This is a genomic window from Citrobacter sp. S39, assembly GCF_009495675.1.
In the GTDB taxonomy this organism is placed as follows: Bacteria; Pseudomonadota; Gammaproteobacteria; order Enterobacterales; family Enterobacteriaceae; genus Citrobacter; species Citrobacter freundii.
This window is the reverse complement of record NZ_CP045555.1, coordinates 225338-239855: the sequence shown is the minus strand read 5'-3', so window position 1 is coordinate 239855 and position 14518 is coordinate 225338. Positions and strand designations below refer to the sequence as shown.

General features: G+C 52.6%; 15 protein-coding genes and 1 other annotated feature (1 of these 16 only partly in view). Of the genes, 11 read left to right on the top strand and 4 right to left on the bottom strand.

Going from position 1 to position 14518, the window contains the following annotated elements:
- The first annotated feature begins 26 nt into the window (after positions 1-26).
- Positions 27-1310 (top strand): multifunctional transcriptional regulator/nicotinamide-nucleotide adenylyltransferase/ribosylnicotinamide kinase NadR, encoded by a 1284-nt coding sequence (gene nadR / locus GFB57_RS01040; RefSeq protein WP_171847549.1) that lies wholly within the window; start codon positions 27-29, stop codon positions 1308-1310.
- 99 nt (positions 1311-1409) lie between these two features.
- Here the strand turns inward: nadR and ettA are convergent, their stop codons facing one another.
- The gene (gene ettA, locus GFB57_RS01035; RefSeq protein WP_003019019.1) at positions 1410-3077 is read right to left on the bottom strand and encodes an energy-dependent translational throttle protein EttA; all 1668 of its coding nucleotides are present in this window, start codon (positions 3075-3077) and stop codon (positions 1410-1412) included.
- A 331-nt stretch (positions 3078-3408) separates the two neighbouring features.
- On the opposite strand from ettA, the gene sltY reads away from it, so the two are divergent.
- Positions 3409-5346, top strand: a complete 1938-nt coding sequence (gene sltY / locus GFB57_RS01030) for a murein transglycosylase (RefSeq protein ID WP_003019016.1) — start codon at positions 3409-3411, stop codon at positions 5344-5346.
- Between the two features lie 89 nt (positions 5347-5435).
- Positions 5436-5762 (top strand): trp operon repressor, encoded by a 327-nt coding sequence (gene trpR, locus GFB57_RS01025; RefSeq protein ID WP_003019012.1) that lies wholly within the window; start codon positions 5436-5438, stop codon positions 5760-5762.
- A 55-nt stretch (positions 5763-5817) separates the two neighbouring features.
- Here trpR and yjjX read toward each other — a convergent pair whose 3' ends face one another.
- Positions 5818-6333 (bottom strand): inosine/xanthosine triphosphatase, encoded by a 516-nt coding sequence (gene yjjX / locus GFB57_RS01020; RefSeq protein WP_003019009.1) that lies wholly within the window; start codon positions 6331-6333, stop codon positions 5818-5820.
- A gap of 52 nt (positions 6334-6385) precedes the next feature.
- On the opposite strand from yjjX, the gene gpmB reads away from it, so the two are divergent.
- Positions 6386-7033, top strand: coding sequence for a 2,3-diphosphoglycerate-dependent phosphoglycerate mutase GpmB (gene gpmB, locus GFB57_RS01015; protein ID WP_003019006.1), 648 nt, complete (start codon positions 6386-6388; stop codon positions 7031-7033).
- Here the strand turns inward: gpmB and robA are convergent.
- Positions 7030-7899 carry an MDR efflux pump AcrAB transcriptional activator RobA gene (gene robA / locus GFB57_RS01010; RefSeq protein WP_003019001.1) on the bottom strand — a complete coding sequence of 290 codons (870 nt, stop codon included), beginning with the start codon at positions 7897-7899 and terminating at the stop codon, positions 7030-7032. The two genes, gpmB and robA, sit on opposite strands and share 4 nt — an antisense overlap.
- A 211-nt stretch (positions 7900-8110) precedes the next feature.
- Between robA and creA the strand changes: the two genes are divergently transcribed.
- From creA to creD, 4 genes are read left to right on the top strand one after another with little or no spacing between them, the layout of a single operon-like run.
- Entirely contained in the window at positions 8111-8584 is a 474-nt protein-coding gene (gene creA / locus GFB57_RS01005) for a protein CreA (RefSeq protein WP_003018998.1), read from the top strand.
- 12 nt (positions 8585-8596) lie between these two features.
- The gene (gene creB, locus GFB57_RS01000) at positions 8597-9286 is read left to right on the top strand and encodes a two-component system response regulator CreB (protein WP_003018994.1); all 690 of its coding nucleotides are present in this window, start codon (positions 8597-8599) and stop codon (positions 9284-9286) included.
- Positions 9286-10710 carry a two-component system sensor histidine kinase CreC gene (creC, locus tag GFB57_RS00995; protein ID WP_003018993.1) on the top strand — a complete coding sequence of 475 codons (1425 nt, stop codon included), beginning with the start codon at positions 9286-9288 and terminating at the stop codon, positions 10708-10710. The genes creB and creC overlap by 1 nt, the downstream gene beginning before the upstream one ends.
- A gap of 57 nt (positions 10711-10767) precedes the next feature.
- Positions 10768-12129: a cell envelope integrity protein CreD gene (gene creD, locus GFB57_RS00990; protein ID WP_003018990.1), complete on the top strand. Its 1362-nt coding sequence runs from the start codon at positions 10768-10770 to the stop codon at positions 12127-12129.
- A gap of 60 nt (positions 12130-12189) precedes the next feature.
- Here creD and arcA read toward each other — a convergent pair whose 3' ends face one another.
- Entirely contained in the window at positions 12190-12906 is a 717-nt protein-coding gene (gene arcA, locus GFB57_RS00985) for a two-component system response regulator ArcA (RefSeq protein WP_001194359.1), read from the bottom strand.
- Positions 12907-13001: 95 nt separating this feature from the next.
- Here arcA and yjjY point away from each other — a divergent pair, with 95 nt between their 5' ends.
- The 3 genes from yjjY to thrL all read left to right on the top strand — a co-directional run bounded on the left by yjjY (position 13002) and on the right by thrL (position 14504).
- Positions 13002-13142 carry a protein YjjY gene (gene yjjY, locus GFB57_RS00980; protein WP_042998021.1) on the top strand — a complete coding sequence of 47 codons (141 nt, stop codon included), beginning with the start codon at positions 13002-13004 and terminating at the stop codon, positions 13140-13142.
- A 398-nt stretch (positions 13143-13540) separates the two neighbouring features.
- Complete coding sequence (locus GFB57_RS00975; protein WP_003018988.1) at positions 13541-14227, top strand: tRNA/rRNA methyltransferase; 687 nt, start codon at positions 13541-13543, stop codon at positions 14225-14227.
- Between the two features lie 206 nt (positions 14228-14433).
- Positions 14434-14518 (top strand) — a sequence feature (Thr leader region); it runs 42 nt beyond the window's last position.
- Positions 14439-14504, top strand: a complete 66-nt coding sequence (thrL, locus tag GFB57_RS00970; RefSeq protein ID WP_032337689.1) for a thr operon leader peptide — start codon at positions 14439-14441, stop codon at positions 14502-14504. It overlaps the preceding feature by 66 nt.

Genomic DNA, 14518 nt, shown 5'->3' with positions numbered 1-14518 from the left:
CCGTACGTACTGAATTTGTAGGCCTGATAAGCGATGCGTCATCAGGCAGTGTTACGCGATTTTTCCAGCAGGAGGCTCTTGTGTCATTTGATTATCTGAAAACCGCCATTAAGAAAAAGGGTTGTACCCTGCAACAGGTGGCAGATGCCAGTGGCATGACCAAGGGATATCTAAGCCAGCTTCTGAATGCCAAAATTAAAAGCCCCAGCGCGCAAAAGCTGGAGGCGTTGCACCGTTTTCTCGGACTGGAGTTTCCGCGCCAGCAGAAAAATATCGGTGTGGTATTTGGTAAGTTTTATCCGCTGCATACCGGCCATATCTATCTTATCCAGCGCGCCTGTAGTCAGGTTGATGAACTGCATATCATCATGGGCTATGACGACACGCGCGATCGCAGCCTGTTTGAAGACAGTGCCATGTCGCAACAGCCTACGGTGCCCGATCGTCTACGCTGGCTGCTGCAAACCTTTAAGTATCAGAAAAATATCCGTATTCATGCCTTCAACGAAGAGGGCATGGAGCCGTATCCACACGGTTGGGACGTGTGGAGCAACGGGATCAAAACGTTTATGCAGGAGAAAGGGATCCAGCCAAACTGGATCTACACCTCTGAAGAATCAGATGCCCCGCAGTATCTCGAACATCTGGGGATCGAAACCGTGCTGGTGGATCCCAAGCGGACGTTTATGAGCATCAGCGGCGGGCAAATCCGTGAAAACCCGTTTCGCTACTGGGAGTATATTCCGACCGAAGTGAAGCCGTTTTTCGTGCGCACCGTGGCGATCCTCGGCGGGGAGTCGAGCGGTAAATCGACGCTGGTGAACAAGCTCGCCAACATCTTTAACACCACCAGTGCGTGGGAATATGGGCGTGATTACGTCTTCTCCCATTTGGGCGGCGATGAGATGGCGTTACAGTATTCTGATTACGATAAAATTGCCCTGGGACAAGCGCAATACATTGATTTTGCTGTTAAGTACGCCAATAAAGTGGCGTTCATCGACACCGATTTCGTGACCACTCAGGCTTTCTGCAAAAAGTATGAAGGGCGTGAACACCCGTTTGTGCAAGCGCTGATTGACGAGTATCGCTTCGACCTGGTTATCCTGCTGGAAAACAACACCCCGTGGGTAGCGGATGGCTTGCGCAGCCTTGGAAGTTCGGTTGACAGAAAAGCGTTTCAGACGCTGTTGGTCGAGATGCTGCAGGAAAACAATATCAATTTTGTGCACGTTCAGGAGCCTGACTACGACGGTCGCTTCCTGCGCTGCGTGGAGTTGGTGAAAGAGTTGATGGGCGAGCAGAGGTAGGTTTTAATGCCGGATGCGCTGCGCTTATCCGGCCTACAAGTCGCACTAACCTCGTAGGCCGGATGTGGCATCACGCCGCCATCCGGCGCTTAACGCTAATTACTTAGAAATACGCTTGTACTTAATACGCTTCGGCTCCAGCGCATCGGCGCCCAGCGTGCGTTTCTTGTACTCTTCGTATTCGGTAAAGTTACCTTCGAAGAACTCAACCTTACCCTCATCCTGGTAATCCAGAATGTGGGTCGCGATACGGTCAAGGAACCAACGGTCGTGCGAGATAACCATCGCGCAGCCCGGGAACTCCAGCAGGGCGTTTTCCAGCGCGCGCAGGGTTTCGATATCCAGGTCGTTGGTTGGTTCATCGAGCAGCAGCATGTTGCCGCCAACTTGCAGCAGCTTCGCCAGGTGCAGACGACCACGCTCACCGCCGGACAACTCGCCAACGCGTTTACCCTGATCCACACCTTTGAAGTTGAAGCGGCCCACGTAGGCACGGCTTGGCATTTCGGTGTTGCCGATCTTCATGATATCCAGCCCGCCGGACACTTCTTCCCACACGGTTTTGCTGTTGTCCATGGCGTCACGGAACTGGTCAACGGAGGCCAGTTTGACGGTTTCACCCAGCGTGATGGTACCGCTGTCAGGCTGTTCCTGGCCGGACATCATACGGAACAGGGTTGATTTACCCGCGCCGTTCGGACCGATGATGCCGACGATAGCGCCTTTCGGTACCGAGAAGCTCAGGTCGTCAATCAGCACGCGATCGCCGTAGGATTTACGCAGATTGGTGACTTCAACAACTTTATCGCCCAGACGTGCTCCAGGTGGGATAAACAATTCGTTGGTTTCGTTACGTTTCTGGTATTCAGTGTTGTTCAGCTCTTCAAAGCGTGCCAGACGGGCTTTACCCTTAGACTGACGGCCTTTAGCGCCCTGACGTACCCACTCCAGCTCTTTCTCAATGGATTTACGGCGAGCCGCTTCCTGAGAGGCTTCCTGGGCCAGACGCTGATCTTTCTGCTCCAGCCAGGAAGAGTAGTTACCTTCCCATGGAATACCTTCACCACGGTCCAGCTCCAGGATCCAGCCGGCAACGTTGTCGAGGAAGTAACGGTCGTGGGTAATCGCCACCACGGTACCTTCGAAGTCGTGCAGGAAGCGTTCCAGCCACGCGACGGATTCGGCGTCCAGGTGGTTAGTCGGTTCGTCGAGCAGCAGCATGTCTGGTTTTTCCAGCAGCAGGCGGCACAGCGCGACGCGGCGGCGTTCACCACCGGAGAGATTCTCAATTTTAGCGTCCCAGTCCGGCAGACGCAGGGCGTCAGCGGCACGCTCAAGCTGCACGTTCAGGTTATGACCGTCGTGCGCCTGAATGATCTCTTCAAACTTGCCCTGCTGCGCGGCCAGCTTATCGAAGTCAGCGTCCGGTTCGGCGTACTTGGCGTACACTTCATCCAGACCTTTCAGCGCGTTAACCACTTCGGCAACCGCTTCTTCCACGGATTCACGAACGGTATGTTCCGGGTTCAGTTTTGGTTCCTGTGGCAGGTAACCGATTTTAATGCCAGGCTGTGGGCGAGCTTCACCTTCGATATCAGTATCAATACCGGCCATGATGCGCAGCAGGGTAGATTTACCCGCACCGTTCAGACCGAGAACACCGATTTTGGCGCCAGGGAAGAAGCTCAGTGAGATGTTTTTAAGAATATGACGTTTCGGCGGAACGACCTTGCCGACACGATGCATGGTATAAACGAATTGGGCCACGTTGGACTCGCCTCTATGTTTATCCCGTCATACTTCAAGCCGCAGATGCGTTGGCTGTGTCGTTCACCCCAGTCACGTACTTTTGTACGCTCAGGGGATTCACTTCCTCGCCGCCTTGCTGCAACTTGAATTATTTAGGGCTAATTATTGGTAAATAGTTATCAAAGGCGAAGTGTAGCCTTTTTCATTGTCCAATCCCAGCCAGCAGATCCCACTCGCAACAAAAGTAAAAAAGTGTCCGTGACGTGGCGCATTCTGCAATGTCTGGTTAGCATGAATGAATTAAGCGGCATGATGCTGCACAGACGTAACATGAGAAGAGGAAGAGCTTGTGGACAAAGCCAAACAATTTACCTGGCGCCTGCTGGCTGCCAGCGTATGTCTGCTGACGGTCAGTCAAGTAGCGCGAGCGGATTCCCTGGATGAGCAGCGCAATCGCTATGCGCAAATTAAGCAGGCCTGGGATAACCGACAGATGGATGTCGTAGAGCAGATGATGCCTGGCCTGAAGAACTATCCTCTGTATCCTTATCTGGAATATCGCCAGATCACTGACGATCTGATGAATCAGCCCACCATTACCGTCACCAATTTTGTGCGCGCCAACCCGACGCTGCCCCCGGCGCGTACTCTGCAATCTCGTTTCGTGAATGAACTGGCGCGCCGCGAAGACTGGCGTGGGCTGCTGGCGTTCAGTCCGGAAAAACCGGGCACCACCGAAGCGCAATGTAACTATTACTTCGCGAAATGGAGTACCGGACAAACTGAAGAAGCCTGGCAGGGGGCGAAAGAACTGTGGCTGAGCGGAAAAAGTCAGCCGAACGCCTGTGACAAATTATTCGGCGTATGGCGTGCCTCAGGCACCCAGGATCCGCTGGCGTATCTGGAGCGTATTCGTCTGGCGATGAAAGCCGGGAATACCGGACTGGTCACGGCGTTGGCCGGACAGATGCCCGCGCAATACCAAACCATTGCTTCAGCGATCATCGCGCTGGCCAACGATCCGAATTCGGTAATGACCTTTGCTCGCACCACCGGCGCAACGGATTTCACCCGACAGATGGCGGCGGTCGCCTTTGCCAGCGTGGCGCGTCAGGATGTGGAGAATGCCCGCCTGATGATCCCTTCCCTGGTGCAGGCGCAACAGCTGAATGACGAGCAAACCCAGGAGCTGCGCGACATTGTCGCCTGGCGTCTGATGGGCAATGACGTTACCGACGAGCAGGCCAAATGGCGTGATGATGCGATTATGCGCTCCAACTCCACCTCGCTTGTGGAACGCCGGGTGCGCATGGCGTTGGGAACCGGCGATCGTCGTGGCCTGAATACCTGGCTGGCGCGTCTGCCAATGGAAGCCAAAGAAAAAGATGAGTGGCGCTACTGGCAAGCGGATCTGCTGCTGGAGCGCGGACGCGATGCGGAAGCCAAAGAGATCCTGCACCAACTCATGCAGCAGCGCGGTTTCTATCCGATGGTGGCGGCACAGCGCCTGGGCGAAGAGTACGAGCTGAAAGTGGATAAAGCACCAGCGAACGTTGATTCTGCGCTGACTCAGGGCCCGGAAATGGCACGCGTCCGCGAGCTAATGTACTGGAACATGGATAATACCGCGCGCAGTGAATGGGCGAATCTGGTCACCAGCCGTACCAAGTCCGAGCAGGCTCAGTTGGCGCGTTACGCGTTCAACAATCACTGGTGGGATCTAAGCGTTCAGGCGACGATCGCCGGAAAGTTGTGGGATCATCTGGAAGAGCGATTCCCGTTGGCCTATAAAGATCTTTTTACCCGTTACACCAGCGGCAAGGATATTCAGCCAAGCTATGCGATGGCGATAGCGCGTCAGGAAAGCGCCTGGAACCCGAAAGTGAAATCACCGGTTGGCGCAAGCGGGCTGATGCAGATTATGCCGGGTACGGCGACGCATACGGTGAAAATGTTCTCGATTCCAGGTTACAGCAGTCCGAGCCAGCTATTGGATCCTGATACCAACATCAACATCGGAACCAGCTATTTGCAGTACGTGTATCAGCAATTTGGCAATAACCGCATCTTTGCGTCAGCAGCCTATAACGCCGGTCCGGGACGCGTTCGCACCTGGCTTGGCAATAGCGCTGGCCGCATTGATGCCGTCGCGTTTGTCGAGAGTATTCCGTTCTCAGAAACGCGGGGTTATGTGAAGAACGTGCTGGCTTACGATGCGTACTATCGCTATTTCCTCGGCGATAAACCGGAGTTGATGAGCGACGCAGAATGGCAACGTCGTTACTGATCGTGTCGATTGTGTTATGCTATCGTACTCGTTAAAGAGTACAAAAGGGGGAGGCAAGCACGCTTCCCCCGCAACGATGGCGATATCTTATGACTCAGCAATCACCCTATTCAGCAGCGATGGCAGAACAACGTCACCAGGAGTGGTTACGTTTTGTCGATCTGCTTAAACACGCCTACGAACAAGATTTACACCTGCCACTGCTCAATTTGATGTTAACGCCGGATGAGCGTGAAGCGTTGGGCACGCGTGTGCGTATCATTGAAGAGCTGCTGCGCGGTGAGATGAGCCAGCGTGAGCTTAAAAACGAGCTCGGGGCTGGGATTGCTACTATTACGCGAGGGTCGAACAGCCTCAAATCCGCACCGGTGGATCTGCGTCAGTGGCTGGAACAGGTGTTGCTCGGGAAAAATTGATCCGCCGGATGTGGCTTTGCCTTATCCGGCCTACGATTGAACATCCGGCACAATGCTATAAATACACCGCGTTATGAAACGGGCTGAGCGCCAGAATCACCGCCTGGTGGTAGACGCTCGAACGCGTCAGCTTACCAGCGGTAAAGACGCCGATTGCGCCCTCTTTACGGCCAATCTCATCAATACCTGTATAGTCCGACATCACCGGGCCGAGTGCTTCACCTTTGCGGACTCTGTCGAGAATGACAGTAGGCAATGGCAGCGTGGCTGAACGGGCTTCACCGCGCTGGATGCCGTTATCAATTACTACCCAACTGAAGGTGGCATCGTCGTCAATTCCTGCTTCAATGGCGACCCAGAAATCAGCCTGCGGGTGCTGGCGGCGAGCGTTATCAACGCGATTTCGTGCGCCAGTGCGCGTTTCCTGGTTTCCGAAAGGTTGTTCCGGCACGCCACTCTCGACGGCGACGGGTTCAATATGGCAGGATCCTTCCCCGAAAATCTCTTCAAATGCCCGCAGAATTGCCTGAATTTTGGCAGGATTGGTGGTCGCAGAGATAACCTTGTGCATAATTAAGCTCAGTTTGAAAATTCATCGCATCGCAGTATAACGGAAAAAAAGCATGTTACAGGTATACCTTGTTCGCCATGGCGAAACGCAGTGGAACGCCGAGCGACGTATTCAAGGCCAGTCAGACAGCCCACTAACCGCTAAAGGTGAACAGCAAGCCATGCAGGTGGGTGAACGCGCTCGCTCGTTTGGTATTACGCATGTCATCAGTAGCGATCTTGGTCGTACACGACGCACCGCAGAAATCATCGCCCAGGCCTGTGGCTGTGATATCACCTATGACTCCCGTCTGCGCGAGCTAAATATGGGTGTGCTGGAAAAACGTCACATCGATACGCTGACGCCGGAGGAAGAGGGCTGGCGTCGCCAGTTGGTGAACGGTACGGTGGATGGTCGTATCCCGGAAGGGGAATCGATGCAGGAATTGAGCGATCGCGTCAACGCAGCGCTGGCATCCTGTCTGGAATTGCCGCCGGGAAGTCGTCCGCTGCTGGTCAGTCACGGTATCGCGCTGGGTTGCCTGGTGAGTACAATTCTTGGATTACCGGCATGGGCTGAACGTCGCTTGCGTCTGCGCAACTGTTCTATTTCTCGCGTTGATTACCAGGAAAGCTTATGGCTGGCGCCGGGATGGGTCGTTGAAACGGCAGGGGACATCTCACATCTGGACGCCCCTGCGTTGGATGAACTACAGCGCTAGCGGCGAATCGGAATCAGGAATTCGCAGCGCAGGTTGATCGGGCGATCTCCCGCTTTGGCATCTTCTGCCGGGTAATATCGCTCGATATCCTGTCCTTTACGGCGCGTCAGGTTCAGCATTGGCATGCATGTGCCGTAAACCGTCAGGATAAACTCTTGCACGCCGGTTCCCAGCCCTTCGTAGGTAAACATCACGTACTCGCCACCCTGTAACAGGATAGGCTGCGCCGCCGGCACATAGCCATTGGCCTGTTCCGGCGTCAGTGCAGTGGTGTAAAACACTTCCTGCTCGTCATCTTTTTCAATGCTCGGACGCGTTTCGTTAAGCCCGTACAGGACTGGCGGGATCGCAGGAGCCTGACTGAGGAAGTCGCGCCAGAACTGAATACGCATTTCATGACGGAAATCTGAAATCTGTTCCAGCGAGCAGGAATAGCTTTGCGTGGTGCCGAGTAGTTGCGTATCTTCCAGGGTGACAAACTCGTGCGCAGGCATCGCAAATTCACCCAGGCGCATTGGCGGGCGAATACCAAACGCACTCCATTCCGGGGAGCGACGATACAGCGCAGGCGTTTGGGAAAACTGTTTCTTGAACGCGCGAGTAAAGGTTTGTTGAGAGTCGAAGCGATATTGCAGCGCAATATCCAAAATTGGGCGCGCAGTCAGGCGCAGCGCCACTGCAGATTTCGATAAACGACGGGCGCGGATATAGGCGCCAATAGCATGGCCCGTCACGTCCTTAAACATTCTCTGCAGGTGCCACTTGGAATAGCCCGCTTTTGCCGCCACATTGTCAAGCGACAAAGGCTGATCCAGATGACCTTCCAGCCAGATTAATAGGTCGCGAATAATGCCAGCCTGATCCATAAAATATCCTCATCCTTTCAACAACGAGTACCTGACGTCAGGTATGAGGATAATAGCATTTTTTGCTGTTTTAGCATTCAGTGTTTTTTTTGCTCATAAATGCTTTTTTCGGACATACGAAAGCGTGATTATTGTAATCCTGTGATCTGTATACGTTTTATCTTAGAATGTCGAATAATTGCACAGAGTAACTTTTAAAAATGGTAACAATATGAAATATAAGAGCTTAGTCATTTCCTCAATTCTGCTGATGTTGGCGCAGGTTGCCCATGCGGAGCAGATTGGATCTGTCGATACGGTGTTCAAAATGTTCGGCCCGGATCATAAAATTGTGGTCGAAGCGTTTGACGATCCGGATGTTACCAACGTGACCTGCTACGTGAGTCGGGCGAAGACTGGCGGCATCAAAGGTGGTCTGGGGCTGGCGGAAGATACCTCCGATGCCGCCATTTCCTGCCAGCAGGTTGGGCCGGTAGAACTGAGCGACAGAATCAAGAACGGTAAAGCTCAGGGCGAAGTGGTATTTAAAAAACGTACCTCGCTGGTGTTTAAATCTTTACAGGTCGTGCGTTTTTACGATGCGAAACGTAATGCGCTGGCCTATCTGGCTTATTCAGATAAAGTCGTCGATGGATCGCCCAAAAATGCCATTAGCGCGGTACCCATCATGCCGTGGCGGCAATAATAAGGAAGCACAATGCAACAGCCGTTGATCTGGTTGGTTGAGGATGAGCAGGGAATCGCTGATACGCTTATCTACATGCTGCAGCAAGAGGGGTTTAGCGTAGAGGCGTTTGAGCGCGGATTTCCCGTGCTGGAGAAATCTCGCCAGCAATGCCCTGATGCCATCATTCTGGATGTCGGGCTACCGGATATAAGCGGTTTTGAACTGTGCCGACGTTTACTTGAACGCCACCCGGCGTTGCCGATCCTGTTTCTGACCGCACGCAGCGATGAAGTGGATCGCCTGTTGGGGCTGGAAATTGGCGCGGATGACTATGTTGCCAAGCCTTTCTCGCCGCGTGAAGTGTGCGCTCGTGTGCGTACGCTGCTGCGGCGGGTGCAAAAATTCTCCACGCCTTCATTGACAACGCGCTGTGGGGATTTTGAACTTAATGAGCTGGCCGCGCAGATTACCTGGTTCGGCATGCCGTTGAACCTGACGCGCTATGAATTCCTGCTGCTGAAAACATTGCTGATGGCGCCGGGACGTATTTACTCCCGCCAACAATTGATGGATTTAGTCTGGGCCGATGCGCAGGATACCTTTGACAGAACGGTCGATACCCACATCAAAACGCTGCGCGCCAAGCTGCGGGCCATCAACCCCGAGCTTTCCCCCATCAATACGCATCGCGGTATGGGATACAGCCTGAGGAGCGTCTGATGCGCATTGGCATGCGTTTGCTGCTCGGCTATTTTCTGATTGTTGCCGTCGCTGCCTGGTTCGTTCTGTCTATCTTTGTGCAGGAAATTAAGCCAGGCGTCCGTCGAGCGACTGAAGGCACATTGATTGATACCGCCACGCTGCTGGCTGCGCTGGCGCGTGATGACTTACTCTCTGACACCCCCGCCAACGGCAAGCTTGCGCAGGCCTTTTCGCAACTGCATAACCGCCCATTCCGCGCCAATATCAGCGGCATTAACAAAGTACGTAATGAATACCATGTCTACATGACGGACGCACAGGGCAAGGTGGTGTTTGATTCAGCTAATCAGGCCGTCGGTCAGGACTACTCCCGCTGGAACGACGTGTGGTTAACATTACGTGGGCAGTATGGCGCTCGTAGTACGCCGCAAAATCCGGATGATCCGGAAAGCTCGGTGATGTACGTTGCCGCGCCGATTGTAGACGGTAGTCGTATTATCGGTGTGCTCAGTGTCGGCAAACCAAATGCAGCGATGGCGCCGGTGATTAAACGCAGTGAACGGCGAATGCTGTGGGCCAGCGCCGTATTGCTGGGTATTGCCCTGGTGATTGGCTTCGGGATGGTATGGTGGATAAACCGCTCCATTGCCCGGCTGGCGCGTTATGCCGACTCCGTTACTGAGAATCGCCCCGTCCCACTGCCTGATTTAGGCAGTAGCGAGTTACGCAAACTGGCGCAGGCGCTGGAAAGTATGCGTCTGAAGCTCGAAGGCAAGAACTACATTGAGCAGTATGTCTACGCGTTAACGCATGAGCTGAAAAGCCCGCTGGCGGCCATTCGTGGCGCGGCAGAGATACTGCGCGAAGGTCCGCCGCCAAACGTGGTAGCGCGCTTTACCGATAATATTCTGACGCAAAATGCGCGCATGCAGGCGCTGGTTGAAACCTTGTTACGTCAGGCGCGACTGGAGAATCGGCAGGACATTACGTTGACGCCAGTGGCGGTAGATGCACTGTTTGCTCAGCTCAAAGAGGCGCGTAGCGTGCAGCTGGCGGCAAAAAACATCACGCTGACCATTTTGCCTTCATCGCTTAGCGTCGCAGCCGATCCCGCGTTACTGGAGCAGGCATTGGGGAATTTACTCGACAACGCTATCGACTTTACGCCACAGGACGGGACGATTGTGCTGAGTGCACATCAGCACGAGGATCGGCTCACGTTGCAGGTTACCGACAGCGGTAGCGGGATCCCTGACTTTGCGTTGCCGCGTATTTTTGAGCGCTTCTACTCGCTGCCCCGCGAGAATGGACACAAGAGCAGCGGTTTGGGGCTGGCGTTTGTCAGTGAAGTTGCACGACTGCATGAAGGCGCGGTGACATTATCTAACCGACCAGAGGGCGGCGCACAAGCTTCGTTTACGCTTCACCGTCACTTCACATAACTTCAAATTCTCCGCACATAGCTGTTCTACCTTGCTGATATTGCAAAGGAGAACGCTATGTTGAAATCACCCCTGTTCTGGAAAATCGTCACTCTGGGTGGCGCCATGCTGCTGCTGTTAATTCCCCTGACAATGGTCAGGCAGATAATCGTAGAGCGATCGGATTATCGCAATGACGTTGAAGATGCAATCCGCCAGAGCACCAGCGGACCGCAAAAGATGGTCGGCCCGTTGATAGCCATTCCGGTGACAGAGCTTTATACCTCGCTGGAGGATGGCAAAGAGATCCAGCGTAAGCGAAGCTATATCCATTTCTGGCTGCCGGAGTCGTTGGTGGTTGAGGGGAGTCAGAACGTTGAAGCGCGTAAAATCGGTATTTATGAGGGCCAGGTCTGGCACAACGATATCTCGGTGAAGGCCGAGTTTAACGCTGAACGTTTGCGTGATTTAAACCATCCCAACGTCAGCGTCGGCAAACCGTTTATCGTGGTTGGCGTGGGGGATGCGCGCGGGATTGGTGTGGTGCAAGCGCCGCAGGTCAATGGAACGTCGCTGGCGGTTGAGCCGGGGACGGGGCTGGATGGACGTGCGCAGGGGATCCACATTCCGTTACCCGACGCGAGCTGGGCGGAGCAAAACCTGAGCATGACGCTGTCGCTGAATTTGAGCGGAACAGGAGATTTCTCCGTTGTTCCGGTTGGCCGTAACAGTGAAATGACCTTAACCAGCAATTGGTCGCATCCCAACTTTCTTGGGGATTTTCTTCCGGCTAAGCGCGAAATCAGTAAGTCTGGATTCAATGCCCAGTGGCAAAGCAGTTGGTTTGCCAATAACCTCGGCGAACGCTTTGATGGCGAAAAGATTGGCTGGGAGGGAATGCCTGCATTTAGCGTCGCTGTCGCCACGCCTGCGGATCAATACCAACTGACGGACAGGGCGACAAAATATGCCATTTTGCTGATTGTGCTGACCTTTATGTCTTTCTTTGTTCTTGAAAGCATGACCAGCCTTCGACTGCACCCAATGCAGTACCTGCTGGTGGGATTATCGCTGGTGATGTTTTATCTGTTGCTGCTGGCGTTGTCAGAACATATTGGTTTTACCGCCGCGTGGATTACGGCGAGTCTAGTGGGGGCGTTGATGAACGGTGTGTATCTGCAGGCGATATTACAGGGTTGGCGTAAGAGTATTTTGTTCACCGTAGCGCTGCTGGGGCTGGATGGTGTGATGTGGGTGTTGCTCCGTTCACAGGATAGCTCTTTACTGCTGGGAACCGGCGTGCTGTTGGTCGCGTTGTGTGGCGTGATGTTCCTGACGCGTCATCTTGACTGGCACTCGCTGGCACAGCCAAAACCAAAGCCGACAGAAATTCCGGAGTCTCAGCCTGCGCAGAGTGACGAGTTTCGCTTATGGAAATAGGGCTGTGGTGAAATGAAAAACGGCGCATATTGCGCCGTTTTTTTACCTGTGAGGATCGAATTAATCCTGCAGGTCGCCGCAGAAACGGTAGCCTTCACCGTGAATGGTGGCGATGATTTCTGGCGTATCCGGCGTTGATTCGAAATGTTTACGAATGCGGCGGATAGTCACGTCAACGGTACGGTCATGCGGCTTCAGTTCGCGACCGGTCATTTTTTTCAGCAGTTCTGCGCGAGACTGGATTTTGCCCGGATTCTCACAGAAGTGAAGCATGGCGCGGAATTCGCTGCGTGGCAGTTTATACTGCTCGCCATCAGGACCAATCAGAGAGCGGCTGTTGATGTCCAGCTCCCAGCCATTGAATTTGTAGCTCTCGACGCTACGGCGTTCTTCGCTGACGGTACCCAGGTTCATGGTACGCGACAGCAGGTTACGAGCACGGATAGTCAGTTCGCGCGGGTTAAACGGCTTGGTGATGTAATCGTCTGCGCCGATTTCGAGGCCGAGAATTTTATCGACTTCGTTATCACGGCCCGTCAGGAACATCAGCGCAACGTTAGCTTGTTCGCGGAGTTCGCGCGCTAACAGGAGGCCATTTTTCCCAGGCAGATTGATATCCATAATCACAAGGTTGATGTCATATTCAGAGAGAATCTGATGCATTTCCGCGCCATCTGTCGCTTCGAATACATCATAGCCTTCTGCTTCGAAAATGCTTTTCAACGTGTTGCGTGTTACTAACTCGTCTTCAACGATAAGAATGTGCGGGGTCTGCATGTTTGCTACCTAAATTGCCAACTAAATCGAAACAGGAAGTACAAAAGTCCCTGACCTGCCTGATGCATGCCGTAAATTAACATGATCGGCGTAACATGACTAAAGTACGTAATTGCGTTCTTGATGCACTTTCCATCAACGTCAACAACATCATTAGCTTGGTCGTGGGTAGTTTCCCTCTGGACCCGACAGTGTCAAAAACGGCTGTCATCCTAACCATTTTAACAGCAACATAACAGGCTAAGACATGCCGGACACCCAATAAAACTACGCTTCGTTGACATATATCAAGTTCAATTGTAGCACGTTAACAGTTTGATGAAATCAACGTATCCAAATGTTTGCTTTCATCACAAAATTGCAATATTACAACTAGTTGCACGCGCTAATTAATAAATGTAATGAATCCAACCAATGCGATCCATTTTAAATTAAATTATCATGGATAAACAGAAGGATATGCAACTTTTGTTAACATAAAGGGCAATAGTTCAGTCTGGAAATAGTTTAGCATTTTTTACCGGATGCGAAATGCTTTTTCAGTGATTCCTGTTAAAAATATGTAAATTCGCGCTGCGTAATATGTTGATGCATGTCACATTATTACCTGCACACAGGCCAAAAGAGTATCGAAATGCGTTTAACAATTATTCTGGTTGCCCCCGCCAGAGCGGAAAATATTGGTGCGGCAGCCCGTGCGATGAAGACCATGGGATTTACCCAGTTGCGGATCGTTGACAGCGAGGCCCACCTGGAACCCGCCACGCGATGGGTTGCGCATGGCTCGGGTGATATTATTGATAATATTAACGTTTTTCCAACGTTAGCCGAGGCGCTTCACGACGTGGATTTTACCGTCGCGACCACGGCGCGCAGCCGCGCGAAGTTTCATTATTACGCTACGCCGGTCGAACTGGTTCCCCTGCTGCAGGAAAAATCAACATGGATGGATCACGCCGCGCTGGTTTTTGGTCGTGAAGATTCGGGGCTGACCAACGAAGAATTGGCTCTGGCGGATGTCCTCACCGGGGTACCTATGGTAGCTGACTATCCATCACTCAATTTGGGGCAGGCGGTGATGGTGTATTGCTATCAATTAGCAGGTTTAATACAACAACCGGCCAGAAACATTGAGATGACGGATGAGCATCAGCTACAGGCATTGCGCGAACGTGTTTTGCGTTTATTAGCCACGCTGAACGTTTCTGACGACATTAAGTTGACGGACTGGCTGCAACAGCGAATGGGTCTGTTAGAGCAGCGAGACACGGCAATGTTGCACCGTTTTTTACATGATATAGAAAAAAATCTAACAAAATAAAGTATTGATAAATGCTTGTTGTGTGGTGTTTTACTCTGGTTTCAAGTGGGCGAGACATACTGTATTGGTTGAAAGTAAAAGGGCAAGCAGTCGCTCATGAACAAGTGTCGGAATGTGATCAATTTAAAAATTTATTGACTTAGGTCAGCAGATACTTTAACCCTAAAAGAATACAAGACAGACAGATAATAATTACAGAGCACACAACATCATGAAACGCATCAGCATCACTATTACCACAACCATCACCATTACCACAGGTAACGGTGCGGGCTGACGCGTACAGGAAAC

Bases quoted from the DNA above. Each gene is read 5' to 3' on its own strand.
- gpmB (WP_003019006.1), top strand. From the start codon at position 6,386: ATGTTACAGGTATACCTTGTTCGCCATGGCGAAACGCAGTGGAACGCC.
- creD (WP_003018990.1), top strand. From the start codon at position 10,768: ATGTTGAAATCACCCCTGTTCTGGAAAATCGTCACTCTGGGTGGCGCC.
- trpR (WP_003019012.1), top strand. From the start codon at position 5,436: ATGACTCAGCAATCACCCTATTCAGCAGCGATGGCAGAACAACGTCAC.
- creC (WP_003018993.1), top strand. From the start codon at position 9,286: ATGCGCATTGGCATGCGTTTGCTGCTCGGCTATTTTCTGATTGTTGCC.
- creB (WP_003018994.1), top strand. From the start codon at position 8,597: ATGCAACAGCCGTTGATCTGGTTGGTTGAGGATGAGCAGGGAATCGCT.
- yjjY (WP_042998021.1), top strand. From the start codon at position 13,002: ATGACTAAAGTACGTAATTGCGTTCTTGATGCACTTTCCATCAACGTC.
- arcA (WP_001194359.1), bottom strand. From the start codon at position 12,906: ATGCAGACCCCGCACATTCTTATCGTTGAAGACGAGTTAGTAACACGC.
- robA (WP_003019001.1), bottom strand. From the start codon at position 7,899: ATGGATCAGGCTGGCATTATTCGCGACCTATTAATCTGGCTGGAAGGT.
- yjjX (WP_003019009.1), bottom strand. From the start codon at position 6,333: ATGCACAAGGTTATCTCTGCGACCACCAATCCTGCCAAAATTCAGGCA.
- GFB57_RS00975 (WP_003018988.1), top strand. From the start codon at position 13,541: ATGCGTTTAACAATTATTCTGGTTGCCCCCGCCAGAGCGGAAAATATT.
- creA (WP_003018998.1), top strand. From the start codon at position 8,111: ATGAAATATAAGAGCTTAGTCATTTCCTCAATTCTGCTGATGTTGGCG.